The following is a 26,781-nucleotide window of genomic DNA, read 5'->3' as shown; positions in this document are numbered from 1 at the left end:
TATCTCTAGTGCGAAACTAAAGTTTATTTGGATTCAGTAGTTCTTCCGGAGTAACACATAATGATTTCAAACCACCTTGCGTAACTACATAGGTATTTTCAATGCCTACTACACCCTTACCTGGAAAGGTGAACTTCGGTTCCACAGCAATCACCATATTTTCCTTCAACGGATGAGAAAATCCTTTAGCCAGGATGGGCAGCTCATCCACTTCCAAACCCACACCATGCCCAAGAAAGCGAACCTGATCTTTTCCAAACCCCATATAATGTTCAGAAAGTCCAGCATCCTCCACTATTTTGAGGGAGTCTAAATAGAGGGATTCCCATGATACTCCTGGCTTTGCCGCCTGCTCTGTCCATTTTAAAATGTTCATCGAAATTTCGTAGGCCTTTTCCAGTTCCCGATCCAGCTGGCCTATCACCACAATCCTCGTTTGATCCACATTATAGCCTTCATAACAGGTGCAAAAATCAAGGATAATCGGTTCATTTTCCTTTAACTCCTGCCACCCTGCCGTCGTCGGATTTGCCGGACTCAAGCCCAATCCTCCAGCTGGACCGTCAAAATAGGTGGGAATGGAAGCAGAAGATCCGGTAGCGATCACCCCATACAACAGTTCCTGATTGTAAGCTCTCATCCGGTTAAATCCAATATGTCCCTGTTGGCGAAGAACCTTTTCCACTTCGGCAGCTGCTTCAATCTCTTTCATCCCTGGATGAACAATGGAAAGAAAATGTTGGATCGCTTTATCTTCAATGATCGCTGCCTTTTGGATCATTCCTAACTCATAAGGGGATTTAATCGATCGTATTTCTCTAATGGACATGGAGATGTCCATCACTTCTGCATCAGGAAACAAATTCTTGTATCTTTCAGCCAATTTGTATGGAAGCACATCCAAATCCATCCCTATCCGTTTGGCTTTTCCAAAGGATTGAATCAACCTCTCCGGAAGTTTTCTCAAACTACCCATCTCTTCCACCCGAACTGAAGCCTCTCTTTCTGCCCTTAACACACTTTTTCTGACGTATAAAATCGGTTCCCCAGAAGCAGGAATATATAACAGGCTGGTTTGCATCGTACCGGAAAAATAAAAAATATCAACATTTTGAGTTAGAAAGGCGGCATCGATTTCCAATTTATTTAAATATTTTTGCATCGCAGCTATCCTTGCATCAATCTCCCCTTTTGGGACTAAATGAAGATGAGAAATCAAGTCCATAGTTTTTCCTCCTTCTATAAAATTTTCATAGTTTTTATTTTATTTGAAATAAAATAAAAACTCCAGTCCCAAGACTGAAGTATCTGAAACTTAGTACCACTTATGATCGCCCGTTATCTGTCACTTTCTCAAAACTTCTTCCTCAAAATTGCAAATCGCCTGACGTATTCCATCTGGGATCGGTTTGCTTTTATTGCTCTTTTTATCCATGTAAACCACGGCTCCCCTTCCTACAGCCGCCAACTGATTCTTTTCCTTTAAAACTAAGGCATACTCAATATCCAATGATGACCGACCCAACCTGGCCGACCGAACATATAGATCCAGAGGCTCTCCAAAATATATCTGAGCCAAATAATGGCACTCCAAATCTGCTGCAACAATCATATCCCCTGTAGACATATCCAGCAATTGGTCAACAATGCCCAGATGAGAAAAGTAATCTAATCTCCCCTGTTCAAAATAGATGAAATGGCTGACATTATTCAAATGGCCCAAAGCATCTGTCTCTGAAAACCGAATTTTGATTGGAGTAGAAAAACGAAATTTTTTCAACCAGCTTTCCACGTCTGGCTTCACGTATTGCGGCAGCGCCAATATCCTCTCCCCCTTTACATTTTTCCTTCATCACTTCTAAAAAAACCTCATTGATCCAGCTTTATAGGCAACCAACTATCCCAATACATACCATCTAATGTCACATCTGTCAAACAAGCTTTGGTTTCAATTCCTATTTCTAATGCCCTTTTTACCGCATCGCTAAACTTGGGATCCCGTTTAAAGTGAGGAGAAAAACATTTGGCATCTCCCCTTTGTACAACAAATAACAAGTGACATGGGAATCCATGTTGATGCCAATGAATCAACTCTTCCACATGTTTTGTTCCCCGTTCGGAAGGAGCATCAGGAAAATAGGCGATTTCATCCACCACCATATTTACCGACTTAACCTCCAATAAATGGGTTTTTCTTTCGTGTATGGCAAAATCAAATCGACTTTCTCCCATTTTATATTCCTGCTGAATGATTCCTTCACTTGGTATGGACGGAAGCCATTGATGTTGCAGCATCAGCCTGGTAAAATGATTGACCAGGATTGCATCAACACAAACAAGACCTCCCTCCTGTTGCACCAGTAAAAGAGAATAGGGAGTTTTTCTTGAAGGATTATTACTGGCCTTTAAATATACCGACAATCCTTTTTTTAATACTGTATCCAATCTTCCCGTACTAGGAACGTGTACGTCAAGGATGGAACCTTCAATTTCCACCCTTGCGATAAATCGGTTTTTTCTTTCCAAAAAAATGGCCTGTTTCAACTCCCCAAAGGGTAAAACCACCCTATTGGGATCATTGAAATCCCTTTTATTTTGGTTCATGTGGTATCTCCTCACTACGAGCACGAACTCGAAGGCTGTCCTTAGTAAATTCTTTAATTCCGTCTTTATAGGTTCTCTATGAATGAAAAAATCCCTTCCCAAGAGAGAAGGGAAAGATAAAGAAAATGTGCCGGCTAATCCATAAAAAATTTCTTAAAGGCATGGAGAGTAGTTTCCTTATTTAGATCAGCGATGGACGTGGTTAAAGGAATTCCTTTTGGACAGGATTGAACACAGTTTTGGGAGTTTCCGCAATCCGTAATTCCTCCATCTCCCATAATCGCCTCCAGCCTCTCTTCTTTATGCATTGCCCCTGTTGGATGGGCATTAAACAAACGAACTTGAGACAATGGTTGGGCACCAATAAAGGGAGAATCTGAATTTACATTGGGGCATGCCTCCAAACAAACTCCGCATGTCATACATTTGGAAAGCTCATAGGCCCATTGTCTATCTTTTTCAGCCATTCTCGGACCCGGCCCAAGATCATAGGTCCCATCTATCGGAATCCATGCCTTGACTCTTTTTAGATTTTCAAACATCCTGCTGCGATCAACGATCAAATCCCTTTCCACAGGAAAAGTCCTCATGGGCTCAAGCCGAATAGGTTGTTCCAACTTATCAACTAAAGCGGTGCAGGCTTGTCTGGGCTTTCCATTAATCACCATCGAGCAGGCTCCGCAAACTTCTTCAAGGCAATTGGATTCCCATACAATAGGAGAAGTTTTTTCCCCCTTGCTGTTAACCGGATTCCTTTGAATTTCCATTAACGCACTGATCACATTCATATTGGGTCGATAGGGAATAGTAAACTCTTCCTTATAGGGTCTTTCTTCAGGACCATCTTGACGGGTGACGATTAACCTGATTGTTTTTTCACTCATGATTTCACCGCCTCCTTGGCAACATCATAACGACGGGGCCTCGGTTTGATTAATGAAATATCTACTTCTTCATATTCAAAATCAGGTCCGTTTTCTTTTTCATTAAATTTCGCCTTTGTTGTTTTTAACCATTCTTCATCGTTTCTTTCCGGAAAATCGGGTTTATAATGGGCTCCGCGGCTTTCATTCCGGTTGTAAGCTCCAAGGGTAATCACCCTGGCCAACTGTAGCATATTCCACAGATGTCTAGTAAAGGAGGCTCCCTGATTATTCCATTTTACGGTATCGTGAATGTTGATCTTTTTATACCGCTCCATCAATTCCTGAATTTTTTCATCGGTTTGTTTCAGACGGTCGTTATAACGAACCACCGTCACATTGTCCGTCATCCACTGCCCCAATTCCTTATGGATCAGATAGGCATTTTCCTCGCCGTCCATTTTCAGAATCTCTTGATATTTCTCTTCTTCCCGTTTCTTTTCAGCCTCCAATTGAGAACTGGAAACGCTAGAAGAGTCTTTAGATAATCCATTCACATATTCCAAAGCTTTAGGACCGGCAATCATTCCTCCGAATATAGAGGAAAGAAGAGAATTTGCTCCTAGTCGGTTCGCCCCATGATACTGATATTCACATTCTCCGGCAGCAAAAAGGCCGGGAATATTGGTCATCTGATTAAAATCAACCCAAAGTCCACCCATCGAATAGTGGACAGCAGGAAAAATCTTCATGGGAACTTTTTTGGGATCTTCACCCATGAACTTCTCATAAATCTCAATGATTCCGCCTAACTTGACATCCAACTCCTTAGGGTCCTTATGGGACAAATCCAAATAAACCATATTTTCGCCGTTGATGCCCAATTTCAAATCAACGACAACATGGAAAATTTCCCTTGTGGCAATATCCCGGGGGACCAGATTTCCATAGGCGGGATATTTTTCTTCAAGGAAGTACCAGGGTTTACCATCTTTATAAGTCCAAACCCTTCCCCCTTCCCCCCGAGCAGATTCTGACATTAAGCGGAGCTTATCATCACCGGGAATGGCAGTCGGGTGAATTTGAATAAATTCGCCATTGGCATAATACACCCCTTGTTGATACAGAGCACCGGCGGCAGTTCCGGTATTAATGACTGAATTGGTAGATTTTCCAAAAATAATCCCAATTCCCCCTGTGGCCATGATCACGGCATCCGCAACAAAGGAGCGTATCTCCCCATTTTTCAGGTTTTGGGCATTAATTCCGCGGCACACTCCCTCATCATCGATAATGGCCGAAAGGAAATCCCAGCCTTCATATTTGGTGACGAGACCGTTTACCTCCTGCCGGCGAACCTGTTCGTCCAGCGCATATAATAACTGCTGACCAGTTGTTGCACCAGCAAAGGCAGTCCGATGATGCTTAGTTCCACCAAAACGCCTGAAATCCAATAATCCTTCTGGGGTACGGTTAAACATAACGCCCATCCGGTCCATTAAATGAATAATGCCAGGTGCGGCCTCACACATGGCTTTTACAGGAGGCTGGTTGGCCAAAAAATCTCCTCCATAAATGGTATCGTCAAAGTGAATCCAGGGAGAATCTCCCTCCCCTTTGGTATTAACCGCTCCATTAATCCCACCTTGGGCACATACAGAGTGGGAACGTTTCACCGGTACCAGAGAAAAAAGATCAACAGGTACTCCTGCTTCAGCAATTTTTATGGTGGCCATTAACCCGGCCAACCCTCCGCCAACAACAATAATCTTTGTCTTTTTCAATCTGTCTCACTCCCTTATCTGATCAGTTGGCTGGCCGTTTCAACATTGACAAAGGTTAGTAAGGTATAAATCCCGATAGAAGACAACACCACGAATAATGTCATCCATACATATGTTGATATTTGCTGGGATCTAGGCCCAATGGTGATTCCCCAAGTTACGAGAAACGACCACATTCCATTACTAAAATGGAATACAGCCGAAACCAATCCAATAATATAAAAAGTTAACATCCATGGATTGGATAAAATATCTGTCATCAGTTCAAAAAACTGATCTTTTTCCACATTCCCCAATGCCACTTGAACTCGGGTTTCCCATACATGCCATGTAATATAAATTAGGGTAATAACCCCTGTGACCCTTTGAAGCATAAACATTACATTTCGAAAATAACTATAATTTCCCACGTTATGCTTCGCTTGAAAAGCAATATATAGTCCATAAATGCCATGGTATATAATAGAACCAATGATCAATAATTCAAAGACCAGCAAAAATGGAATTTCCCAAATCTCCGCTACCTTTTGGTTATATGCTTCTACCCCTCTGGTCGCAAAATAATTGGTATACAAATGTTCCAGCAAAAAAATCCCCACTGGAATAACCCCGGTTAATGAGTGAAGCTTACGATAAAAAAAATGACGGCTGTTTTCCAAGTTGATTCCCCCTTCATTCTATCCTCACTGCCGTTTGTTGCTATCAATCCTTTATTTCTTACCATCCCCTTTTTTAGGTTCTTCATCCGTAGAAATAGACAAAAGCTCCCCAGGGAAGCTAATAAGAGAAATTTTGAACATTTTGTGACAAAAACATTTTACTCCTATTTCTTATAAGCGTCAAGGAATTCATTATTTTCATAGTGTTTTTGTTGTTAAACTAGGGAATGCTGCTTCATAAATCAATTTTATTTTTTTAAGTTCATTCTTTTTTAACTGTTGCATATGATAAAAATAAGATCGCATGGAGACTACAAATATATAGGATATGGGAAGGGAGAATGTGTATGTCAGTGTTAAATGGATTTTTGTTTTTTCGTGGACAAGTTCTTCAGGATATACTAGGAAGTCGGGAAAAAATCATACTATATTGGGTCGGTAAAAACTCAGCCCGTCATTTTCACGTAACCACCATGGAAGAGATGCAGAAAGTGTTTGACAATTTAGGACTAGGGAAAATTAAGCTGGTAAAAGATAAGGCAACCGAAAGCCAGTGGATTTTGGAAGAATCCCCACTATTGCAAGAAAAAATCAAAAATGAAGATAGCTTAGCATTCGAATGCGGCTTGCTTGCAGGATTGCTTGAATCTATTTACAGGGGAGAAACGGCTGGGGATTACTTTTCTTCTGAAAAAGAGGGAAAGAAGGAATTAATCATTACGATCGGCAAGCCTCTATCCAATAAAGTGATGACGATCGACAATTCTCATGAGCGGTAAAAAACGGTATCCCCACTCCTTGCAAATGATGGATACCGTCAGAAACGTGCCTAAAAGGCGAGAAAATTCTGGCACATGCAGTTAAACAACTGCTTTATCTGCTTTACCTGTTCTTTCGATCTCGGTTTTCTTTTCCTTTACATGATGTTTAGACAAGACCACCGGTCTAGTAAGAAAGCTTACTGGTTTTTCACCGCTTCGCCAATCTAATTCCGATAGAAAAAAATGAGAAGGAATTTGTGAAGTGAGAATCGCAAACATCAGATGGTCCCCTTTTAATTGCTCCTCTACTTCCATCACATCGATCCCATTTGCCTCCAGTTCTCCGCAAAGGACATTTAGTCCTTTGCTAGCAGTTTTTACCGGCCATTTAGCTAGTATGAAGGTCCCTTTGTCTGCCTGCGGCTGCTCATCCCCGATTTCAAGGGTTTGCTTATACTCTCTCCTTGGCAAGACCGGATGATGGAGGGCATACATGATATCTTCTACCACTGCACTTGCGGTTGGAAATTCCCCAGCCCCTCTTCCAATAAAAGATAATTCTCCTACCACATCCCCTTTCACATATACCGCATTAAATACATCCTTCACCTGTGCCAGAGGATGATCAATGGGTAAAAGGGTGGGCTTAACCGATAACTGGACTGTGTTACTTTCCTGTTCCCCTAAGGCCAACAGTTTGACACGGTACCCCAACCGGAGGGATAACTGCAATTCTTCAGGGGTAATGGTTGTAATTCCTTCTTTCTTCACTTCACCAATGGCGATGGGAGTTTTAAAACAGATTCGGGATAATAGGGTCAGTTTATATGCCGCATCAAATCCTTCAATATCTGAAGTGGGGTCAGCTTCAGCATATCCCAACTGCTGTGCCTCCGTAAGTACTTCCGAAAAGGGTCGATGATGTTCCTCCATCTGGGTCAAAATATAATTGGTTGTTCCATTTAAAATCCCATACACTTTTTGAATGCGATTGACCCGCAAAGCTGTCCTTAAGGTGCTAAGAATGGGGATCCCCCCTGCCACGCTAGCTTCATACAAAAGATGTACCCCTTGAGACTGTGCTAACTGCAGCAACTCGTCTCCATGCTTTGCCATTAACTCTTTGTTTGCGGTAATGACATGGCATCCTTTTTTTAACGAGGCTTCGATGTATGTTCTGGCAGGCTCAATCCCTCCCATTACTTCAACAATAATGGAAACCTCTCCAATTTGAATGATATCTTCAAAGCTGGAAGTTAGTTCAGACGGGTCGACTTGGACATTTCTTTTCTTGTCTAGCTGTCTGACTAATATTTTAAGAATTTCAAGGGAGACTCCCCATTCTTCCGCAAGTACTTTTTCGTTTTGACGGAGTGCTTTTACCACTCCGGAACCAACTGTTCCTAAACCCAACAAGGCAATTTTTATCTTTTTCATTCTACTGATGCACCCCTTTTTTGCTTAAAAATGACTCAACCAGTGGGCCGATTCGCTCAAATTCTACCAAAAATCCATCGTGGCCAAATTTAGAATCAATCTCTATATAGGTCGAATCCACCCTGGCTTGCTTCAGGGATGACTGCATCTCTTCCATATGCTGGACAGTATATAACAGATCCCGGGTGATTCCAATCAGCAGCACCTTGGATTTTATGTGACTGAGAGCAGTTTTCCAGCCGCCCCTTCCACGACCGATATCATGGGAATCCATGGCTTTTAGGAGATAAAGATACGAATTGGCATCAAACCGGTCAACCAGTTTCTCTCCCTGATATCTCAAATAGCTTTCCACTTGGAAAACGGAGTCAAATTGGGTAACTTGATGGTCTTGTCTCATCGTTCTTCCGAATCTCTCTTCGAACAGGTCTGCGGTCCGGTAAGTAATCATTCCCACCATCCGGGCAATGGATAGTCCCTTAACAGGACCCCTTCCGGGATAATAATGTCCCCCTTTCCACTCCGGGTCAGACAGGATGGCTTGACGTCCGATATCGTTGTAAGCAATGGCCATTGGTGATAAATAGGCGGAAGTAGCCAGGGGAATGATATGCTCAATCATCTGGGGATAACTGATTCCCCATTCCAAAACCTGCATGCCTCCCATTGATCCCCCGATAACAGCATACAACTTGGAAATTCCCAACTTTTTCAAGAGTAGGTATTGCACATGGACCATATCGCGAATCGTTACTGTAGGGAAGTCCGCTCCATAGGGTTGGCCTGTTTTCGGATTTATGCTGGATGGCCCTGTTGTGCCGTAACAACCTCCAAGTACATTAGTGGTAATGACATAATACTGATTGGTGTCAATATACTTTCCCGGTCCAATCAGCCCGCTCCACCATCCCGGATTTTTTGTAGTCCCCACCGCTTGGGCATCTCCAGTTAGGGCATGGCAAACAAGGACAACATTACTCCTATCCCGGTTTAAAAAACCGGAAGTTTCAAAGGCAACCTCCACATGGGGCAACGTTTCTCCACATTCAAGGAGTACTTCGCCCAAGGATACTTTTTGAACCTGCATCACTTCTATTATATCTATAGCCATCTTTCATTCCCTCTCTCTTCACTCACAACTCCAAAAACATAAAATCCTCTTTATAAAGTAAAAATCCCCACTTCGATAAGAAGAGGGGTTAGCATCGGAACCAAGCCTCTCTTATCTTCCAGAACTCATCCGTTCTGCTGGAATTAGCACCTCTCCGAAGTCTGAACTTCGGGGTTGCCGGGTTTCATCGGGCCAGTCCCTCCACCTCTCTGGATAAGAGTCATCCAAGATATCAAGTTTTTAGTTCATCCATTTAGAATTGTTAGAATTCATATTAAGATATTCCCCGAAATATGTCAATCCATAAAATTTTGATTGTGATCTTATTGACTTATACCCATCGAATCAGTAAACTGAAGCTAGCTATTTGTTAACTATAAAAATTATAACGTTAACAGATAGTAAAAATGGGAAGAAATATAGAGAAGGGGAGGAGAAGAATATATGGGGAAGTCCTATCATTTAAAAATGTTGATTCTAACTGGATTATTTGCAGCAATTACGGTTATTTTTGCCCGAATCTCATTTACAACACCGTTGTCTGAATCTGTTCCGTTTACCCTGTCAATCATCGCCGTGACACTGACTGGAGCCGTATTAGGGAGCCGCTATGGAGCATTAGCCATGATTGTATACTTATTATTGGGAATTGCCGGAGCTCCTGTGTTTGCCCAAGGCACTTCAGGAATTGGAATTATCGTTGGAAAAACAGGAGGATACCTTATCGGATATGTCGTTGCTGCTTTTGTGGTGGGATGGATTGTGGAACAAGCGGCAAAGCGGGACAAACTTTCTTACGGATGGTTCTTGTTTGCCAATCTGGTCGGACTGTTTTTTATCTATTTACTGGGAGCCTTTCAACTAAAACTGGTTTTATCCCTCACCTGGGGGAAGGCTCTGGCTGCCGGTGTTTATCCCTTCGTTCCTTTCGACATCATCAAGATGATGATCAGTGCATATCTGGGCAGCATTTTGGTCAGCCGACTCATTTCTGCAGGTCAGCTGTCTTTTGGAAAATCACACACTGTATAAATTAACCAATGAAAAAACCTGCACCCGATGTTACAGCTGTGTACAGCTCTTGAAAGGGGCAGGTTTTTAATTTGTTTATAGACGTTAAATCTAACTTTTCCTTCATAGAGTGAGAGAGACCATCAGAAAATTGTTTACTTTGCTTCTTCCCGCTTTAAATAAGTTTGAAACTTCAAAGTGGCCAATATTACTCCTAAGAAAATTAAGCCCCCACCTATGAAAAACTTGAGAGAAAGCTCTTCGCCCAGAAGCAGCCAGCCTAGAAGAGCCCCAACTACCGGCTGAACGAAAAAAAAGATGGCGGCGGTTCCTGCTTCCAACAACTGAAAGCCCTTGTTCCAAAGGAAAAAGGCAAGAGCGGTAGATATGATTCCGGTATACAACACCCCGAGCCAAATCAAACCGGAAAAGGAAAACTGCACCGGGGTTTTGCTTAATTCCCACAACATGGTTGGGGTGGTGAAAATCAAACTAAACAGCATCCCATAGATGGTGACCATTAGTGTGGTATATTTTTGAGTAGCCATCCTGACATACACCGAATATAGCGCCCAGGTAATTCCAGCTAACAGTAAAACCAAATTACCGGTAAAATTAGATCCGCTAGGATCGAATCCAACAACAATCACAACACCAACGGTCGCAATAAAGATGGAAATTATTTTTTGAAAGGTCAATTTTTCCTTTAACAGAAAAAAGGCAAATATGGCAACAAAAGCAGGTGTGGACGATGTAATTAATGCACCCATCGAAGCATTGGACAAATAGGTCCCGACAAATTGGGCGCCAATGGAAATAAAGTAACCAACAAACCCAATTTTAAATAGCAGGGAAAGATCCTGCTTTTCTATTTTCCAACTCCTCCTCTGGGTTTTATTTAACAGAACTGCCAACACCAAAGTCACAACAGCAATGACATAACGTATCCAAAGAAGAGTTAAGGGTGGTATATACTCCATCACATATTTGCTGACCACATAAACTCCACCCCAAATGGCGGCTGCAAGGGATAAGCATAAAGTGCCTAACCATAATCTCATCCTGTTCCCCTCCGCTATTCATTATTAGTCAATCAATTTTCAATTCCCAAGCGGAGCGGGTTCCTATAAAACCCTTACACCCCCTTGGTTCTCAGAGGGATACGGGAACATCACACTCAAACAGCACAACACATTCCCCCTTCCAGTTTTTCAAACATTCAGCCAGTTTCACCATCAAATCGGAACACGATTTACATATAGAAATTTCTTACTTCTCCTTTTCCTGCTCTAACAACTCAATGATTTCTTTTCTCTGTTCATCCGACACTTGATCGGAAATGAGATGATGGCTGGATAAGTGATCCACAGCCTCATGTTCTGCATATAAAGCTTCCTTTATGGCTCTTTCCATCTGTTCCTTTTGAATTTCTGGATTTTGCTGATATAGATGGTTTAACTGATGATGCAGATCATTTAATTGTTCTTCGTATTTGCCGCCTAACTGACGAAATATAACAGGAGAAAGTGTTCCTTCATCCTTCATTTTTTCCAACCGTTTCTTCCCGGAAGTGTAGCGATAGATTCTGCTTAAAATGGTTTCATAGCTTGAAAGAGCTGCGCCTCCAGTTTGTACACCCAACCAGGAAACCAAGGGTTTAATGGTTAAACCTTGAACGATTAGTGAAAATAGTACAACTCCAAAGGCCAGTACCAACACTTCTTCTCTCATTGGAAATGATGAAGGCAGACTAAAGGCAAGGGCAATGGATAATGACCCTTTCAGCCCTCCCCAATTAAACACATGCTTCCATGCTCGGGGAATATGGCGAATAAAGCCTACACTGGTATAGACAGCAATACTTCTGGAAGCGAGGACAATTAAGATGGCTCCAATGATATACATCCATTTATCCCACAAGGAAATTCGCATGATCTCCAAACCGACCATGAGAAAAACCAAAGAATTGGCTACTAGTGCTGCTACATCCCAAAAGTTTTTAATATTTAATTTGGTCGTTGGACTCATACCAATACGGGCTCCGTAGTTTCCAAAGATAAGACCTGCTATTACAACCGCAATCACTCCAGAAACATGGAAGGCTTCGGAAATGAAGAAAGCACCGTAAAACAAAAGCATTGAAAAAATGATTTCAAGGGGATAATCATCAAAAAATCTTGTCAATTTTGAGAAGAAGTATGCCAGCAAACCTCCTATAAGCAATCCGCCGATCACAACCTTAAAAAACTGAAACAGCCCCATGGCAATACCAAAGGGTCCAGCCTCTATAAATGTGCTCATCTGATATGCGGCAATGGTGAACAGGACAACGGCCACTCCATCATTAATCAGGCTTTCCCCTTCCATGATGATGGATAACCTGTGATTTACCCCCATGCTTTTAAAAATAGATAAAACACTGACCGGGTCTGTCGCTGCCATTAATGCAGCAAATACAAAAGCCGCCTGTAAGGGAAGACTTAAAAACTGCACCGTCAACAATCCCGCGACGATAAAGGATACCAGGGTCCCAACGAGCGCTAAAGTTAAGATAGGACCCCTGTTTTCCCTAAGATGAGAAAAGGGAAGTTTAAGGGTAGCTTCACCCAACAAGGTAGGTAAAAAAATTGATATGATCGCAAAGCGAAACACTTCATCCTCGGCAAAAAAATCCTTCAATTCCTCAAGTCCTGGAATTGGTAATAATCCTATTATTGCTCCTACAATAACCAACGCAATAGGATAGGGGAGATTCAGTTTTTTGGCGAAAGCAGTTACCCCTGCCGCAATCGCTAATAAAAGTAAGACCAACTCAAATTGTGTTTCCATGCAATACTCCTTTTATTACAACTAAATAGCACTGCTGAGGGATACTCCGTTTAAGAAGGCAAAATAAATACGGCAACCATAATAAAATGAAGAATGGTTCCGGCCATCACGAACAGATGGAAGATTTCATGGAAGCCAAACTTCTTTGGAAAAAAATCAAATATCTTTGTGGCATAAATGATACCGCCAATCGTATACGCTACTCCACCGGTGATCATTAATACAATGGCTCCAATCGGGAAATTTTCCACCAACTTTACAAATGGAATAATAGCAATCCAACCCAATGTGATGTAAAAAATAGTGGAAACAGACCTGGGTGCATGTATAAACCAAATTTTTAATATTATGCCAATCAAGGCGATAGCCCAAACAGAACTGAGCATCGCCCATCTCCAAGTCCCGCTTAAGCCATAATAAAATACTGGTGTATAGGTTCCAGCAATAAGAATGAAGATAGAGATGTGATCGATCTTTTTAAGAACGAGTTCCTTCCTCGGTGTGGTACGTAACCAGTGATACAAAGTACTAGCCCCATACAACATAATGATACTTATCCCATAAATCGTCATGGTGATAAGCTTGGAAGGATTGTCCTTAGATAGGATGATTAAAAAGATCAACCCAACGATTCCTGCCAAAAACGTGACAAAATGCGTCCAAGTATTAACCGGTTCTTTCATTTTCCACCGTGTCATTTGATTTAATCTCCTTTGATTGTCATTTCGTAATTACCTTTATCAACAGTTTATCGTGTTCTGAAAAAAAAGGAAACCCTTTACCCATGAACAACAGCTTCTTCTTCCACATCCAGTTTAAAAGCCGTATGAAGGGTATTAACCGCTAACAAGGTGAATTCCTTCGGAATGACACAGGAGACTTTGATTTCTGATGTGCTGACCATCCGAATCGGAATATCTGCATCGCTCAATTCTTTAAACATTTGAGCAGCAATTCCTGGATTGCTGATCATTCCAGCCCCTACAATCGAGACCTTCGCCAAATCGGCCTCATGGGAAATGGATTGGAAATTCAGCTTCTCCTGGTGAGCTGCCAACACACGTAATGTTTTATTCAAATCTGCAGTTGAAACAGAGAAAGAAATATTTGTTTCTTCCGCATCATAAGAGCTTTGAATGATAATATCTACATTGATATTATTTTCTGCCAAAGTCATAAATAAATTGGAAAGTGATCCGACCCGGCTAGGCATTCCAATCACCGTTACCCTTGCCACATCTTCATCATGGGCAACACCCCTGACGACTAATCCAGTTTCCATACTTGAAACCTCCTCTACCCGTGTTCCTTCTTCTTCAACAAAACTGGAGCGAACCGTTAACCGAACTCCATATTTCTTCGCACATTCCACCGCCCTTGGATGAAGGACCCCAGCCCCCAGATTGGCCAATTCCAACATTTCATCATAGGAAATGGAAGACAGTTTTCTTGCTCGAGAAACCACCCGTGGATCTGCTGAATATACCCCGGTTACATCGGTAAATATCTCGCATAAATCTGCCTTCAAACTGGCAGCCAGAGCAACAGCAGTAGTGTCTGATCCGCCCCTACCCAAGGTCGTAATCTGTCCATCTTCAGTCATTCCTTGAAACCCAGCAACCACAACAATTTTGCCTTCATTTAGGTATGAAATGATTCTCTCGTTATCAATTCCTGTAATTCTCGCTCGACCGTGAACCGGTTGAGTCAAAATTCCCGCCTGCCATCCGGTAAGGGAGACGGCATCATACCCCAACTGATGAAAGGCCATTGTTAATAAAGCAATGGATACCTGCTCACCAGTAGCAAGGAGCATATCCATCTCCCTCTCACTCGGATAAGGCGCAATTTGTTTTGCCATGTCTACCAAAACATCTGTGGATTTTCCCATAGCTGACACGACTACCACACACTGACATCCTTCATCCACTGCCTTGGCTACACGTTGAGCCACACACTGAATCCTTTCAATTGATCCAACGGAGGTTCCCCCATACTTATGAACAATAATACCCAATCTCTTCTCCTCCCATCCTAAAAAAACAAATTACTTCTCACTTCTGCAATCTCGTCCCTTATAAAAGCACATGTGTCTTCTTAATACGGACATTATAAAGGGTCCAAAAAATGAAAAAGACAACAACAAGGTTAGCCTTGTCGTTGTCACGTAGACATTGACCGCCACCTCTCCCCATCGCAAGATAGTGCTCCACTATCCATGGGGGTCATGGATAGTGACAGTCTTACACTTATTCAGTGTAAGCCCAGCATTCCATTTTGGCCAAATGGAACACTTCGGCAAATTCCCCTTTCTCCCATTTTCTTCGATGCCTTTCTCCAATGGGTTACTCATGGTCTTTGCGCCTCTACCTCACTTCTGGCAGTGAGGTGTTACATATTTAATTGTAATGGATTATACCATGGGACATCAGAAAGTGTAAACCCCAATTTCCCTAAGTTTCCTTGTCAAGATGCTCCAGAAGATTCTTTGCCAAAGGTTCAGGAAACCCTAATTCTTTGAGTTCATCCAGAGAGGCTTCCTTTATTTTTTTCACCGAGCCGAAATGCTGCAACAAAACCCTCTTTCTCTTTGGACCGATTCCCGGAATCTCATCCAATACAGATGACACCATTCTTTTGCCGCGGGTTTCCCGGTGAAAAGTAATGGCAAAACGGTGGACCTCATCCTGTATTCTCTGCATCAGATAAAAGGCTTCACTGTGCCTATCCAATGGAACGGGCTGTGGAGGTTGACCCATCCACAATTGTTCACTTCGGTGTCTTTCATCCTTTGCCATTCCGCATACCGGTATAAAAAGCCCCAGTTCATTCTCCAAAACGTCTGCAGCAGCAGATATTTGTCCCTTTCCTCCGTCGACAAAAATTAGGTCTGGCAAGGGGAGTTCCTCTTTTAATACCCGAGTATATCTCCTGCGAATCACTTCCCTTATCGTATCATAATCATCTACCCCTACAACCGTTCGTATTTTATATTTTCGATATTCTTTTTTGTCAGGCTTCCCATCAATATAAACAACCATAGCAGAAACCGGATCCGTGCCTTGAATATTTGAATTATCAAAGGCCTCAATGCGATGAGGGGTTCCAATCCCCATTCTCTCCCCCAGTTGATGTAGGGCATCGACGGTTCGGGCATAGTCCTTCTCCTGCAAGCGGAAACGCTCCTGTAGGGCAATTTCCGCATTTTTTGTGGCCATCTCTACTAAATTTTTCTTTAACCCCCGTCTTGGTATCGATACTTTTACCTGCAGCCATTGGGAAAGTTCTTCACCTTCTGTTCCTTCGGGAAGAAAAATTTCCTTGGGAAGCGTTTGCTGTCTGTCGTAATAAAATTGGGTGACAAAAGACAAAAAATCTTCTTTCTCATCGCCAAAATAGGGGAATATCGAAACGTCCCTCTCAATCATCTTGCCCTGACGAAGATAAAAGACCTGAACACACATCCATCCCCTGTCAACGGCATAACCGAAAACATCGCGGTCCACATGGTCCTGAAAGGTAATTTTCTGTTTCTCCATGACGGCGTCCATATACAAGATTTGATCGCGGTATTCCTTTGCCCGTTCAAATTGGAGATTCTCACTAGCCTCGTTCATTTTTTGATACAGTTCTTCCCTGATCTTTTCATGCCCACCTTTTAAAAAACGGGTAATTTCTTGGGTGATTTTCTGATATGTTTTCTTCTCTACAGTTTGAATGCATGGGGCAATACATTGGCCCATATGATAATATAAACAGACTCGATCGGGAATCGTTTTACATTTCCTCAAGGGATATAATCGATCGAGAAGCTTCTTGGTCTGCTGCGCCGCCCCTGCATTGGGATAAGGGCCAAAATATTTTGCATTATCCTTTCTAATCTTTCGAACTACTTCCAAACGGGGATGTTCTTCCCTGGTTAATTTGATATAGGGATAAGTTTTATCATCTTTCAGCATCACGTTATATCTTGGAGAATATTTTTTTATCAGGTTACATTCCAAAATGAGGGCTTCTAATGCTGAATCGGTAACGATATACTCAAAATCGACTATTTCGCTAACTAACCTTTGAGTTTTTCCATCATGGCTGCCGGTAAAATAGGAACGTACCCTATTTTTCAACACTTTGGCTTTTCCAACATAGATCACCTTTCCTTCATAATCCTTCATCAAATAGCAGCCAGGCTTATCCGGTAAAAATGACAGCTTTTCTTTCAATGATAATGATGTCATGACGGATCCCTTCCTTATGTGTGCAGCGTCTACCCCATTATATTATATCGCCTTTTGGAATTCACGTTTGACTAGTATTACATGAACATCAAAAAAGCCCTTCAACACATGTTAAAGAGCCTTTTGAAAATATACAAAAGCACAGAAGCGTTGTTACCAATCAGAAGCCCATTAAGCTTATAAATACTTATTAATTGTTCCCATTAAGGCTTCTTTGGGTTGGAACCCTACAATTTTATCAACAGGTTCCCCATTCTTAAAAACCAACAGTGTTGGAATGCTCATAATTCCAAATCTACCAGCGGATTCGGGATTTTCGTCAACGTTTACCTTTACAATTTTTAACTTATCACCCACTTCTGAATCAATCTCTTCCAGTACAGGGGCAATCATTTTACAAGGTCCACACCATGGGGCCCAAAAATCAACGACAACCGTTCCATTTGAAACTTCATTCTGGAAGGTTTGATCAGATGCACTTACAATGGCCATGTTAAAAATCCTCCTCATTTACCAATAATCATCAGTACATACACCTAAGAGTATACCACTGAAGGGTTAAATTATCCAACACCCTGTTACATTCCCTAATTTTTTACCGTTGAAACCTGATATTTTTTTAGTTTCTTAGAAAGGGCAGTGTGGCTGATTCATGTAGATTGCGGACGTGTAAATCTTGAGTTCTGCTTCTACAGTTGATAAAGAAAACTTGGCTGAGTAGATATCCTGCTCAGCTTTTTCTATGAATGAAAACGCTTTAATGTTATAATATTGTAATAATTGATAATTTTTTATCTCATATAAAAATAGGGGGCGGTAAATGATGATGGATTACCCGTTAACATTAAAGCACATCTTTGATCGGGCAAAGACTTTATTTCCAAAACATGAAATTGTATCACGTACCTCTAAAGGAATATTCCGTTATAACTACTCCGATTTTCACCGGCGAACGACTAAATTGGCCAGCGCTCTTCAGAAACTGGGGGTTAAACGGGGGGATAAGGTAGCCACCTTCGCCTGGAATGACCACCGCCATCTGGAATGTTACTTCGCCATTCCGTGTATGGGAGGGGTCCTTCATACCATTAACATCAGGCTTTCCAGGGAGCATATCAGCTATATCGCCAATCATGCCGAAGACAAAGTTCTTTTTGTTGATGAAACTCTCGTTCCAATGATCGAAGCCGTTCAGGATCAGCTGAAAACCGTAAAAGCCTATGTCATTATGACCGATCAAATGGAGTTAAACACCTCCCTTTCTCCGGCCTATTCCTATGAGCAATTGATAGAAGAAGGAGATGAAAATTTCATTTTCCCTGATGATCTCGATGAAAATGATGCTGCCGGCATGTGTTTCACATCTGCCACCACCGGTAATCCAAAAGGGGTTGTCTACTCCCACAGGGGGTTATTTCTCCACAGTATGGCGATTGCCATGTCAGACAACTTGGGGGTCTCCCAACAGGATACCTTGCTGCCCTTTGTTCCCATGTTCCATGCCAATGCCTGGGGACTCCCCTTTGCCTGTACCATGGTAGGGAGCAAGCAGGTTCTCCCTGGTCCCATGCCTACCCCGCAGGTTCTTCTGGAATTGTTTGAAACGGAAAAAGTAACCGTTTCTGCCGGAGTCCCCACCGTATGGATGGGAGTATTGCACGAATTGGAGAAAAAGTCCTATGATCTTTCCCATCTAAAAACACTCATTTGCGGTGGTTCGGCTGCGCCCAAATCGATGATTAAGACATTTAGAGAAAAATATGGAATCTCCTTGCTTCACGCTTACGGAATGACTGAAACCACTCCTTTAGTATTTGTCTCCCGCATCAAGAGGGATCTTCATCATTTAAGCCAGGAAGAACAATATGACTTATTGGCGAAACAGGGTTTGCTGTCTCCCGGTGTAGAGATGAAAGTGGTAGGAGCCAATGGTGAAGTGAAATGGGATGGTAAGGAAATGGGAGAGCTTTTATTGAGGGGACCATGGATTGCCAGTGAGTATTATAAGGATGAACGGACAGAAGAAACCTTCCGGGACGGTTGGCTCCACACCGGTGATGTGGTAACCGTAGACGAAGAAGGGTATGTAAAGATCGTGGACCGGACGAAAGACCTGGTAAAAAGTGGAGGGGAATGGATCTCCACTGTTGACTTGGAAAACGCCATCATGGGGCATGAGGCGGTCGCTGAAGCCGCCGTCGTTGCCGTCCCCCATGAAAAATGGCAGGAGCGCCCGGTAGCCTGTGTCGTGTTAAAACCGCCGTTTAAAGATAAGGTGGACAAGGAAGAAATTATTTCCTTCCTGGAGCCCCAGTTCCCAAAATGGTGGCTGCCGGATGATGTGATCTTTATGGATGAAATCCCGAAGACAACTGTAGGCAAATTCTTAAAGCGGGCCCTAAGGGATCAGGTGAAAAGTCTGTATAAATCTTCATAGTTTTATACCATAGTAAAAAAATGCAATAATCTCCTCAATACGTCCTTAAAAACAGAAGAAAAAGCGGTAAATGCCTTCAATCAAATGTTGGAATTATTGAAAAATGATTGTTCAATAAATGTTCTGCATAACGATCTACCAGACATTGCCCATCTGTTTTATGAAAAAGGTGAATATAAACATGCGGCTCATTTTTATCATTTTGCTTACAAAAACCCGCCTCCTGTCCAATGACAGAAAGCGGGTTTTTTTCAAATCTGGCTATTATTCACTTATTCGCTTATTCACTTATTCACTTAACAGTTTCTTAAATTCTTCTGTTAATAAGGGAACCACTTCAAATAAATCTCCTACGATCCCGTAATCGGCCACCTGGAAGATGGGGGCTTCCGGATCCTTATTGATTGCTACAATCACCTTGGAGTTGGACATACCGGCTAAATGCTGGATCGCTCCGGAGATTCCGCAGGCGATATACAGGTCTGGAGTAACTACCTTGCCTGTCTGCCCAATCTGCAAGGAGTAATCGCAGTATTCGGCATCACATGCCCCGCGGGAGGCTCCAACTGCACCGCCCAACAGATCAGCCAATTCCTGAAGGGGCTTGAATCCGTCGGCACTTTTCACTCCCCGCCCCCCGGAAACAACCACCTTGGCTTCGGAAAGATCCACGCCGGTGGAAGCTTTTCGCACCACTTCCTTTACAAGGGTACGCAGATCCTTGATATCCACAGAAAAGTTGACCACTTCTGCTGTTTTTCCTGTCTCCGGTTCATCGAGGGCTATGTTGTTGGGACGAATGGTAGCAAAGATGGTTCCGTCTACCACTTTCTTTTTGGCAAAGGCTTTCCCGGCATAGATGGGACGGGTAAAAATCACCTCATCTCCCTCTACAGAAATGTCTGTACAATCAGATATGAGTCCCAACCCCAGCTTTGCTGCCACTCTGGGTGCCAAATCCCGACCAATGGAAGTATGCCCCATGAAGATGGCATCCGGTTTTACCGCATCGATCACCTGTACAAAGGCCTGGGTATAGGCGTCATTGGTATATTGTTTTACCTGCTCATGTTCTACCAGATATACCTGATCCGCCCCATATTGAGCTAATTTATCTGCTATTGCAGATGCTTCTCTTCCGAATAGTACGGCAGCTACTTTTCCGCCATTGGCCACTCTCCGGGCCGCAGACAGGGATTCCAGGGATACATTGCGCAATTGTCCATCTCTTGTTTCGGCAAATACCAATATATTTTTACTCACGGTTTCTTCCCCCTTCTCTACTATATGACTTTGGCTTCATTGCGAAGAAGCTGTACCAGTTCTTTTACCTGATCTCCAATTTCACCCTGAAGGATTTTTCCTGCTTCTTTTTTGGGTGGAAGATATTGATCAACCAATTCGGTTTTACTCTTGATCACGGACAGGTCTAATCCGAGGTCACCGGCGCCTAATCTTTCAAGGGGTTTCTTTTTTGCCTTCATGATCCCGGGCAAGGAGGGATATCTTGGCTCGTTTAATCCTTGCTGGGCCGTGACCAGAACGGGAAGATGAACTTCGATCACTTCGGTGTCTCCCTCCACATCCCTTTCTACACGGGCTTTGTTCCCTTCCACATCCAACTTGACAATAGTGGAGACATGGGGAATTCCCAGCTCTTCGGCCAACCTTGGCCCCACCTGGGCGGAACCATCATCCACCGCCATATTTCCGCCGAGGATGATATCGTATTCCCTTTGTTTTACGACGGCTGCCAATACTTTGGCAATGGTGTACTCATCTCCAAAGAGACTTTCATCATCGACGATCACCGCTTTATCTGCTCCCATGGCTAAGGCGGTGCGCAAGGCAGATTCAGCCCGGGTTGGTCCAACGGTTATCACGGTCACTTCTCCGCCGTGCTGTTCCTTTAATTTCAGGGCTTCTTCCACGGCATATTCGTCATAGGGATTGATGATAAATTCAACCCCTTCTTCACTGATTTGACCATTCTGAATGACAATCCTTTCTTCTGTATCAAAGGTTTGTTTTAGACATACTAGTATGTTCATATATTAGATCCTCCTTAGCGGTTTTTAAATTGAGGGGGTCTTTTCTCTATAAATGCTTGAACCCCTTCCTTTTGATCTTCTGTTGTAAAGGCTTTTCCGAATAAAGCCGCTTCCTTTATAAGTCCCTCCTGCAGATTGCCTTTTTGAGCCGCGGCAATGGCTTCCAAAGCCAAAGCTATCGTTGCACTGGATTTGCCGGCAATCTTTTCCGCCAATTGCTGAACCGTATTTTCCAGCTCTTCCAATGGAACTGAATAGTTGACCAACCCCATTTTTTCAGCCTGTTCTCCTGAGACCATTTCACTGGTAAGAATCAGTTCAGTAGCTTTGCTAAAACCAACGATGCGTGGTAAACGCTGGGTGCCACCAAATCCGGGAATTAAACCTAAATTAAGTTCAGGAAGTCCTAATTTGGCTGAATGAGCACTGACTCGAATGTGACATGCCATCGCTAACTCTAATCCACCGCCTAAACAGGCTCCATTAATTGCCGCAATCACAGGTTTCTTCAAATTTTCAATCCGATCAACCAGCTGCTGTCCAACCCGAGCCATCGCTTCTCCTTGTTCGCCATCTTTAACTTGAGTAAATTCCTTAATATCCGCACCAGCAACAAAAAATTTACCTGCTCCGGTAATGATAATTACCTTTACCTGATCGTTGGCCTCAATGGTTGATATGGCATCATCTAAGCCTTTCAGGGTAGCGGTACTAAGGGTATTGGCCGGCGGGTTATCGACGATAACCTTGGCAATGGAATCCACTATCTCCACTTTCACATTGGTAAATCCCATATATTTCCTCCTATCCCGTTTTAAAATTTTCATATAGTTAAGGTTATTCAGTTTAATTATATAGGAAACTTACTTCAGGCGGAATGTATTCTCCATATGAAGTTTAGTTGATCTTATCCAGAGGCATAGCGCCATTAATTTAATATGAACGGAAGCTAATGAATTTACTAAGAACAGCCTTCGATTTCTATGCCAAACTTTGGGACTAAAAAACGGAAATTAGTCCTCAAACTGACCCCATTGATATGAAAATACATTTCATATCAATTTGTGATCCTTTTGGTTATGGATGTTTAATTCCGCTTCATTTCCCAGACAATCCAGATAAGAAAAGTGAATGGATGGAATCAACACCTTCCAGCAAATCAAATTTTCCATCTTTCATGACCCACGCCGTTACGGTTTCATCTAAAGTCCCAAAAATCATCATGCGAGCCATTCTGAGATCAATATTTTCAGAGAATACTCCTTCTTCAATTCCCAACTTAACTATGGAATCAATAATTCGGAAATATTGCTTTAGAGTTTCACTAATCGCCTCCCGAACAATGGGATTGGATTGGCGCAATTCAATCTGAGTCACAATGGCCAAATCCTTATCTGCAGCCAGTTGGGCAAGATGGGTCCGAATCAATTCGTGCAATTTTTCTTTGGCAGTTATCCTTCTCCCAATATTCTCCTGAACCGTTGCAACAAACTGACCCATTTTTTCTTGAAAAAGTGAAATTAAAACATCATCTTTGTTTTCAAAGTAGAGATAGATGGTCCCATCAGCTACATTTGCTTCCTTTGCAATTTTAGTAACATGGGCATTGTGATACCCGTGTTTAGCGATGACCCTAACAGCTGCTTCAATAATTGCATCATACTTTTCTCCGGTTCGTTTCGCCATACTTATCCCCCCAATTACACAAACTTGACATTCTCCAATTCTTGGCGAAGGTCAAAGATGCAGAACAAATTAGCTTTGCCATTTACTCAGATACCAAAAAATGAATGACTATTCATTCAGTATACATTTATTATATCTATCTGAAAATTTAATTGTCAATCATTTTTCTAAATTATTTTAACATGTTTTTATATGCATGGGTATCTTTTTTTATTCATGTTATTCCCTCTTTTCCTTGCATTAGAATATTTTTACCACCGTTGGAAAATATATAAAGAAGTATCGTATGCCAAGTGAGTCGGTAAGATTTGTGTGTGAGCCAGAAAGGAGTTATTTGTCATGGCTGCTGATACAGGAACAATTCGCGCAGTGAAATATTTTTATTACTCTTCTTTTATTTGGCTTTTAATCGGGATGTTAGTTGGTCTTATTGTCGCCATAAAATACATTGCTCCAGATTTTCTAGTTTGGGGTCCCTTGGGGAAATTCCTATCTTATGGAAGAATCAGGCCCATTCATACAAATGGAGTGTTGTTCGGTTGGTTATCAATGGCTTATGTTGGAGGAATTTTTTATGTTCTCCCTTCGTTAACGAGGACTCCTTTAAGTAATCCTCGATTAGCCGTTGCAACTGGGGTACTATGGAATATTTTTATGGTTCTTGCTGTCGTTGTCCTGCTGTTGGGATATACCACTTCTATTGAATACGCAGAGCTGCCCCTTTTCATGGATGTCTATGTCGTAATTCTTGTTGCCCTGGTTATCTTTATTTCTTTTCGAACGATCGTCAACCGTAATGAAAAGAAACTATATGTAAGTATTTGGTATATTATGGGCTCCTTATTGTGGCTCCCCCTGTTATACATTGTGGGAAATCTTCCCTATCGCTGGATCGGAGGAGTTCCTCAGGCCAATATGGCCTGGTTTTACGGCCATAATGTGATTGGATTATGGTTTACCACTGTTGGTGTTGGTTTCATTTATTTCTTACTACCAAAACTGACAAAAAACCCATTATACAGCCACAAGCTCTCTTTAATCGGCTTTTGGACCATCGCCACTTTCTATGTCTGGAACGGTCCGCACCATTTGCAAAATGGGCCAATTCCACTGTGGCTGATGAAGGCAGGAGTGATCCCTTCCGTTCTTCTCATCATTCCGGTTTGGACAGTTTTGGCTAATGTTTTTGGAACCATGAAGGGGAAATGGCATGTGGTGGCAGACAGTATTCCCCTTAAATTTATGATTGTTGGAGCTATTTTTTATCTGATCACATGTTTGCAAGGCCCTTTTCAATCACTTATGGGACCCAGTGCCATCCTGAAATTTACCAACTGGGTCATTGGACATGCCCATATGCCCTTGTTTGGAGCCTTTTCTTTTGTAGTGTTTGCCCTAATGTATTACAGCCTTCCGAAAATGACGGGAAAACAGATATATAGTACATCGTTAATGAATTGGCATTTTTGGCTTTCTACTGTGGGATTTCTCCTCTTTGCCTTCAGCATGTGGGTGGCTGGAGTATTGCAAGGTTTTGCCTGGGCAGAAGGCAAGCAGTACGGAATGCAGTTCGTGGAAGTCATCCTTGCCTTAAGGCCCTTTAGCATGATTCGGGCCATCGGAGGCGGAATGATGTTTATCGGGCAATTTATCTTTGTATATAACGCCATTCGATCGGTGAGGGACGGAAAACCAATCCCTCAACAACCAACAGCACTAATTAAATAGGGGGAAAATAGATGGCAAACAATCATGAACAATCCATGTTTCCTTTTATCTTGGGTTCCCTGCTTCTTTTCTTAATAGGAGTAATTGGTACAGTTCTCTTACCCTTTTATGATGCTTCCATGCAGGAACCAAATATAAATGCGGATGCCCGCAACTATGATTTCAACACTGCTGAGTACAGGGGAAGGCAGATCTATATCAGGGAAGGGTGCCATACCTGTCATACTCAATATGTAAGACCGGTAAAAGCAGATACGGCCCTTGGTCCGGTAACCGTTCCTCAAGACTATTATTATGACAAACCCCACTTACTGGGTTCGGTAAGAACCGGTTCCGATTTAATGTGGGTAGGAGCCCGTTGGAATGAAGAATGGCACAGGCGACATTTGCTTAATCCAAGGGAAATGTTGCCTGGATCTATCATGCCAAGGTATGATTACTTATCTGATGCGGAACTGGACGATTTGATCACTTATCTCATGAGTCTAAAGCCCGCTTCACAGGCACAGGGAAGATAAAGAAAACTTCGTTTAGCTGTGTATATGGTAGGAACTCTCGCGTCATAAGAAGTATATAAAGGGCGGTAAACGGCATAAATAAACTTCAGATGGAGGTGTCGCATCTTGACCGATAAGGAACATAATATAGGGAACGAAATCGAAAAGAAAGTATTAACTCAGCCAAAAAATGAAAAGAAAGAATACTATGATGAAGTGTCAGGAATTCGAATGGGAAATGCCAAAGTTCCTAAATTTTTGATGTTCGTGTACGTGACGTTAGCCATTTGGGGGGTGGTTTATGCTCTTACGGCAAAACCGTTAAATGACCGGTTGGAAGCCACTCAGGACCCTAAATCCATCAACGGGGAGCAAATCGTAAAACAAACCTGTCTCGGCTGCCACAACTTAACCGCAGAGATGAAAGTAGGACCAGGACTTAAAGGAGTTTCTACCCGTTTGACCGAGGATCAGTTAAACGATGTATTAGACAACGGCCGCGGTGCCATGCCGGCTTTGCCCACTTTAGGATTGAACACAGAGCAAATCAATGCAGTAAAAGGATTCTTAAAAGGATTATAAGGAGGAATACCATGAAACCTCATCTCATCGCTACTTTTCCAGACCCAAAACAGGCTGAAGAAGCTTTTCATCAATTGAAACATTGGGTGAAACAAGAGGATATCTCCTTCATTCATAAACCGGAAGAAGAAAAGTCCCCAACAGAAGATGCCAGTGCAGATTCCATTGGGGACGGAGTAACCTGGGGAAGTGCCATTGGAGGAGTAGTAGGATTAACTGTTGGTATGAGCACACTGCTTGTTCCAGGTATTGGACCAATTATGGCCGCCGGTCCAATTTATGCGGCATTGGCAGGGGTAACCACCGGCGGTATTCTGGGAGGCCTGCTCGATTTGGGAATCAACCGATACACTGCCGAAAAAATTGAAGAACATCTTCAATCGGGAAATATCGTCATTACCGTTGAAGTTCCTAATGAATCACTTCATTATCAAATTGCGGAAATATTAAAGAATAATGGGGCGATCGATATCCATGATGAGCTGGTAAAACCATAAACCTGACTT

At 42.4% G+C, this 26,781-nt stretch carries 26 protein-coding genes and 2 riboswitches; of the genes, 8 read left to right on the top strand and 18 right to left on the bottom strand.

Translation table 11 applies throughout. The features are described from left to right. Positions 1-16 precede the first annotated feature (16 nt). The 6 genes from L1765_RS01270 to L1765_RS01245 form a co-directional block, all read right to left on the bottom strand. Positions 17-1,225, bottom strand: coding sequence for a M24 family metallopeptidase (locus L1765_RS01270; protein WP_236403553.1), 1,209 nt, complete (start codon positions 1,223-1,225; stop codon positions 17-19). Between the two features lie 120 nt (positions 1,226-1,345). Continuing rightward, a complete protein-coding gene (locus L1765_RS01265) occupies positions 1,346-1,822 on the bottom strand; it encodes an acyl-CoA thioesterase (RefSeq protein ID WP_236403549.1) in 477 nt (158 codons plus the stop codon). Positions 1,823-1,869: 47 nt separating this feature from the next. After that, a complete protein-coding gene (gene sfsA / locus L1765_RS01260) occupies positions 1,870-2,604 on the bottom strand; it encodes a DNA/RNA nuclease SfsA (RefSeq protein ID WP_236403548.1) in 735 nt (244 codons plus the stop codon). Positions 2,605-2,738: 134 nt separating this feature from the next. After that, positions 2,739-3,488, bottom strand: a complete 750-nt coding sequence (gene sdhB / locus L1765_RS01255) for a succinate dehydrogenase iron-sulfur subunit (protein WP_236403547.1) — start codon at positions 3,486-3,488, stop codon at positions 2,739-2,741. Then, complete coding sequence (gene sdhA / locus L1765_RS01250; RefSeq protein ID WP_236403546.1) at positions 3,485-5,251, bottom strand: succinate dehydrogenase flavoprotein subunit; 1,767 nt, start codon at positions 5,249-5,251, stop codon at positions 3,485-3,487. Before sdhA ends, sdhB begins: the two co-directional genes overlap by 4 nt. A 14-nt stretch (positions 5,252-5,265) precedes the next feature. Next, positions 5,266-5,910, bottom strand: coding sequence for a succinate dehydrogenase cytochrome b558 subunit (locus L1765_RS01245; RefSeq protein ID WP_236403545.1), 645 nt, complete (start codon positions 5,908-5,910; stop codon positions 5,266-5,268). Positions 5,911-6,257: 347 nt separating this feature from the next. Between L1765_RS01245 and L1765_RS01240 the strand changes: the two genes are divergently transcribed. Further along, complete coding sequence (locus L1765_RS01240) at positions 6,258-6,689, top strand: DUF2507 domain-containing protein (RefSeq protein WP_236403544.1); 432 nt, start codon at positions 6,258-6,260, stop codon at positions 6,687-6,689. 81 nt (positions 6,690-6,770) lie between these two features. On the opposite strand, the gene L1765_RS01235 is transcribed toward L1765_RS01240, so the two are convergent. Together L1765_RS01235 and metX are read right to left on the bottom strand one after the other, a co-directional pair. Continuing rightward, positions 6,771-8,108 (bottom strand): homoserine dehydrogenase, encoded by a 1,338-nt coding sequence (locus L1765_RS01235; RefSeq protein ID WP_236403543.1) that lies wholly within the window; start codon positions 8,106-8,108, stop codon positions 6,771-6,773. A gap of 1 nt (position 8,109) precedes the next feature. Continuing rightward, positions 8,110-9,219, bottom strand: a complete 1,110-nt coding sequence (metX, locus tag L1765_RS01230; RefSeq protein ID WP_236403541.1) for a homoserine O-acetyltransferase MetX — start codon at positions 9,217-9,219, stop codon at positions 8,110-8,112. 108 nt (positions 9,220-9,327) lie between these two features. Beyond that, positions 9,328-9,439: riboswitch (SAM riboswitch) on the bottom strand. A 224-nt stretch (positions 9,440-9,663) separates the two neighbouring features. Here metX and L1765_RS01225 point away from each other — a divergent pair. Next, entirely contained in the window at positions 9,664-10,251 is a 588-nt protein-coding gene (locus L1765_RS01225; RefSeq protein ID WP_236403537.1) for a biotin transporter BioY, read from the top strand. 134 nt (positions 10,252-10,385) lie between these two features. Here the strand turns inward: L1765_RS01225 and L1765_RS01220 are convergent, their stop codons facing one another. The 6 genes from L1765_RS01220 to trxA all read right to left on the bottom strand — a co-directional run bounded on the left by L1765_RS01220 (position 10,386) and on the right by trxA (position 17,786). Beyond that, positions 10,386-11,291, bottom strand: coding sequence for a DMT family transporter (locus L1765_RS01220; protein ID WP_236403536.1), 906 nt, complete (start codon positions 11,289-11,291; stop codon positions 10,386-10,388). A 208-nt stretch (positions 11,292-11,499) separates the two neighbouring features. Further along, positions 11,500-13,059, bottom strand: coding sequence for a Na+/H+ antiporter (locus L1765_RS01215; protein ID WP_236403532.1), 1,560 nt, complete (start codon positions 13,057-13,059; stop codon positions 11,500-11,502). Between the two features lie 50 nt (positions 13,060-13,109). Beyond that, entirely contained in the window at positions 13,110-13,757 is a 648-nt protein-coding gene (gene trhA / locus L1765_RS01210) for a PAQR family membrane homeostasis protein TrhA (protein WP_236403526.1), read from the bottom strand. An 80-nt stretch (positions 13,758-13,837) separates the two neighbouring features. Further along, positions 13,838-15,076, bottom strand: a complete 1,239-nt coding sequence (locus L1765_RS01205; protein ID WP_236403525.1) for an aspartate kinase — start codon at positions 15,074-15,076, stop codon at positions 13,838-13,840. A 177-nt stretch (positions 15,077-15,253) separates the two neighbouring features. Further along, a riboswitch (Lysine riboswitch) is annotated at positions 15,254-15,436 on the bottom strand. Between the two features lie 76 nt (positions 15,437-15,512). Then, on the bottom strand, positions 15,513-17,294 hold the full coding sequence (gene uvrC / locus L1765_RS01200; protein ID WP_236403523.1) for an excinuclease ABC subunit UvrC: 1,782 nt from the start codon (positions 17,292-17,294) through the stop codon (positions 15,513-15,515). 177 nt (positions 17,295-17,471) lie between these two features. After that, entirely contained in the window at positions 17,472-17,786 is a 315-nt protein-coding gene (gene trxA / locus L1765_RS01195; protein ID WP_236403521.1) for a thioredoxin, read from the bottom strand. Positions 17,787-18,114: 328 nt separating this feature from the next. Between trxA and L1765_RS01190 the strand changes: the two genes are divergently transcribed. Together L1765_RS01190 and L1765_RS01185 are read left to right on the top strand one after the other, a co-directional pair. Next, entirely contained in the window at positions 18,115-19,731 is a 1,617-nt protein-coding gene (locus tag L1765_RS01190; RefSeq protein WP_236403519.1) for a long-chain fatty acid--CoA ligase, read from the top strand. Positions 19,732-19,815: 84 nt separating this feature from the next. Continuing rightward, positions 19,816-19,965 (top strand): tetratricopeptide repeat protein, encoded by a 150-nt coding sequence (locus L1765_RS01185; protein WP_236403517.1) that lies wholly within the window; start codon positions 19,816-19,818, stop codon positions 19,963-19,965. A 54-nt stretch (positions 19,966-20,019) separates the two neighbouring features. On the opposite strand, the gene L1765_RS01180 is transcribed toward L1765_RS01185, so the two are convergent. The 4 genes from L1765_RS01180 to L1765_RS01165 form a co-directional block, all read right to left on the bottom strand. Continuing rightward, positions 20,020-20,994 (bottom strand): electron transfer flavoprotein subunit alpha/FixB family protein, encoded by a 975-nt coding sequence (locus tag L1765_RS01180; RefSeq protein ID WP_236403514.1) that lies wholly within the window; start codon positions 20,992-20,994, stop codon positions 20,020-20,022. Between the two features lie 20 nt (positions 20,995-21,014). Then, positions 21,015-21,782 (bottom strand): electron transfer flavoprotein subunit beta/FixA family protein, encoded by a 768-nt coding sequence (locus tag L1765_RS01175; protein ID WP_236403510.1) that lies wholly within the window; start codon positions 21,780-21,782, stop codon positions 21,015-21,017. Between the two features lie 14 nt (positions 21,783-21,796). Then, positions 21,797-22,576: an enoyl-CoA hydratase gene (locus L1765_RS01170; RefSeq protein ID WP_236403508.1), complete on the bottom strand. Its 780-nt coding sequence runs from the start codon at positions 22,574-22,576 to the stop codon at positions 21,797-21,799. A 304-nt stretch (positions 22,577-22,880) separates the two neighbouring features. Next, entirely contained in the window at positions 22,881-23,468 is a 588-nt protein-coding gene (locus L1765_RS01165; protein ID WP_236403506.1) for a TetR/AcrR family transcriptional regulator, read from the bottom strand. A 339-nt stretch (positions 23,469-23,807) separates the two neighbouring features. Between L1765_RS01165 and L1765_RS01160 the strand changes: the two genes are divergently transcribed. The 4 genes from L1765_RS01160 to L1765_RS01145 all read left to right on the top strand — a co-directional run bounded on the left by L1765_RS01160 (position 23,808) and on the right by L1765_RS01145 (position 26,772). Continuing rightward, on the top strand, positions 23,808-25,196 hold the full coding sequence (locus L1765_RS01160) for a cbb3-type cytochrome c oxidase subunit I (RefSeq protein WP_236403505.1): 1,389 nt from the start codon (positions 23,808-23,810) through the stop codon (positions 25,194-25,196). 11 nt (positions 25,197-25,207) lie between these two features. After that, positions 25,208-25,714: a cbb3-type cytochrome c oxidase subunit II gene (locus L1765_RS01155; protein ID WP_236403504.1), complete on the top strand. Its 507-nt coding sequence runs from the start codon at positions 25,208-25,210 to the stop codon at positions 25,712-25,714. A gap of 105 nt (positions 25,715-25,819) precedes the next feature. After that, on the top strand, positions 25,820-26,275 hold the full coding sequence (locus L1765_RS01150; RefSeq protein ID WP_236403503.1) for a c-type cytochrome: 456 nt from the start codon (positions 25,820-25,822) through the stop codon (positions 26,273-26,275). A gap of 11 nt (positions 26,276-26,286) precedes the next feature. Then, positions 26,287-26,772, top strand: a complete 486-nt coding sequence (locus tag L1765_RS01145) for a hypothetical protein (protein ID WP_236403502.1) — start codon at positions 26,287-26,289, stop codon at positions 26,770-26,772. Positions 26,773-26,781: the final 9 nt, after the last annotated feature.

Origin of the sequence: Microaerobacter geothermalis (assembly GCF_021608135.1) — a bacterium.
GTDB classification, from domain to species: Bacteria; Bacillota; Bacilli; order DSM-22679; family DSM-22679; genus Microaerobacter; species Microaerobacter geothermalis.
The sequence above is the reverse complement of the archived record's forward strand: the minus strand, read 5'-3'. Positions and strand labels throughout refer to the sequence as shown.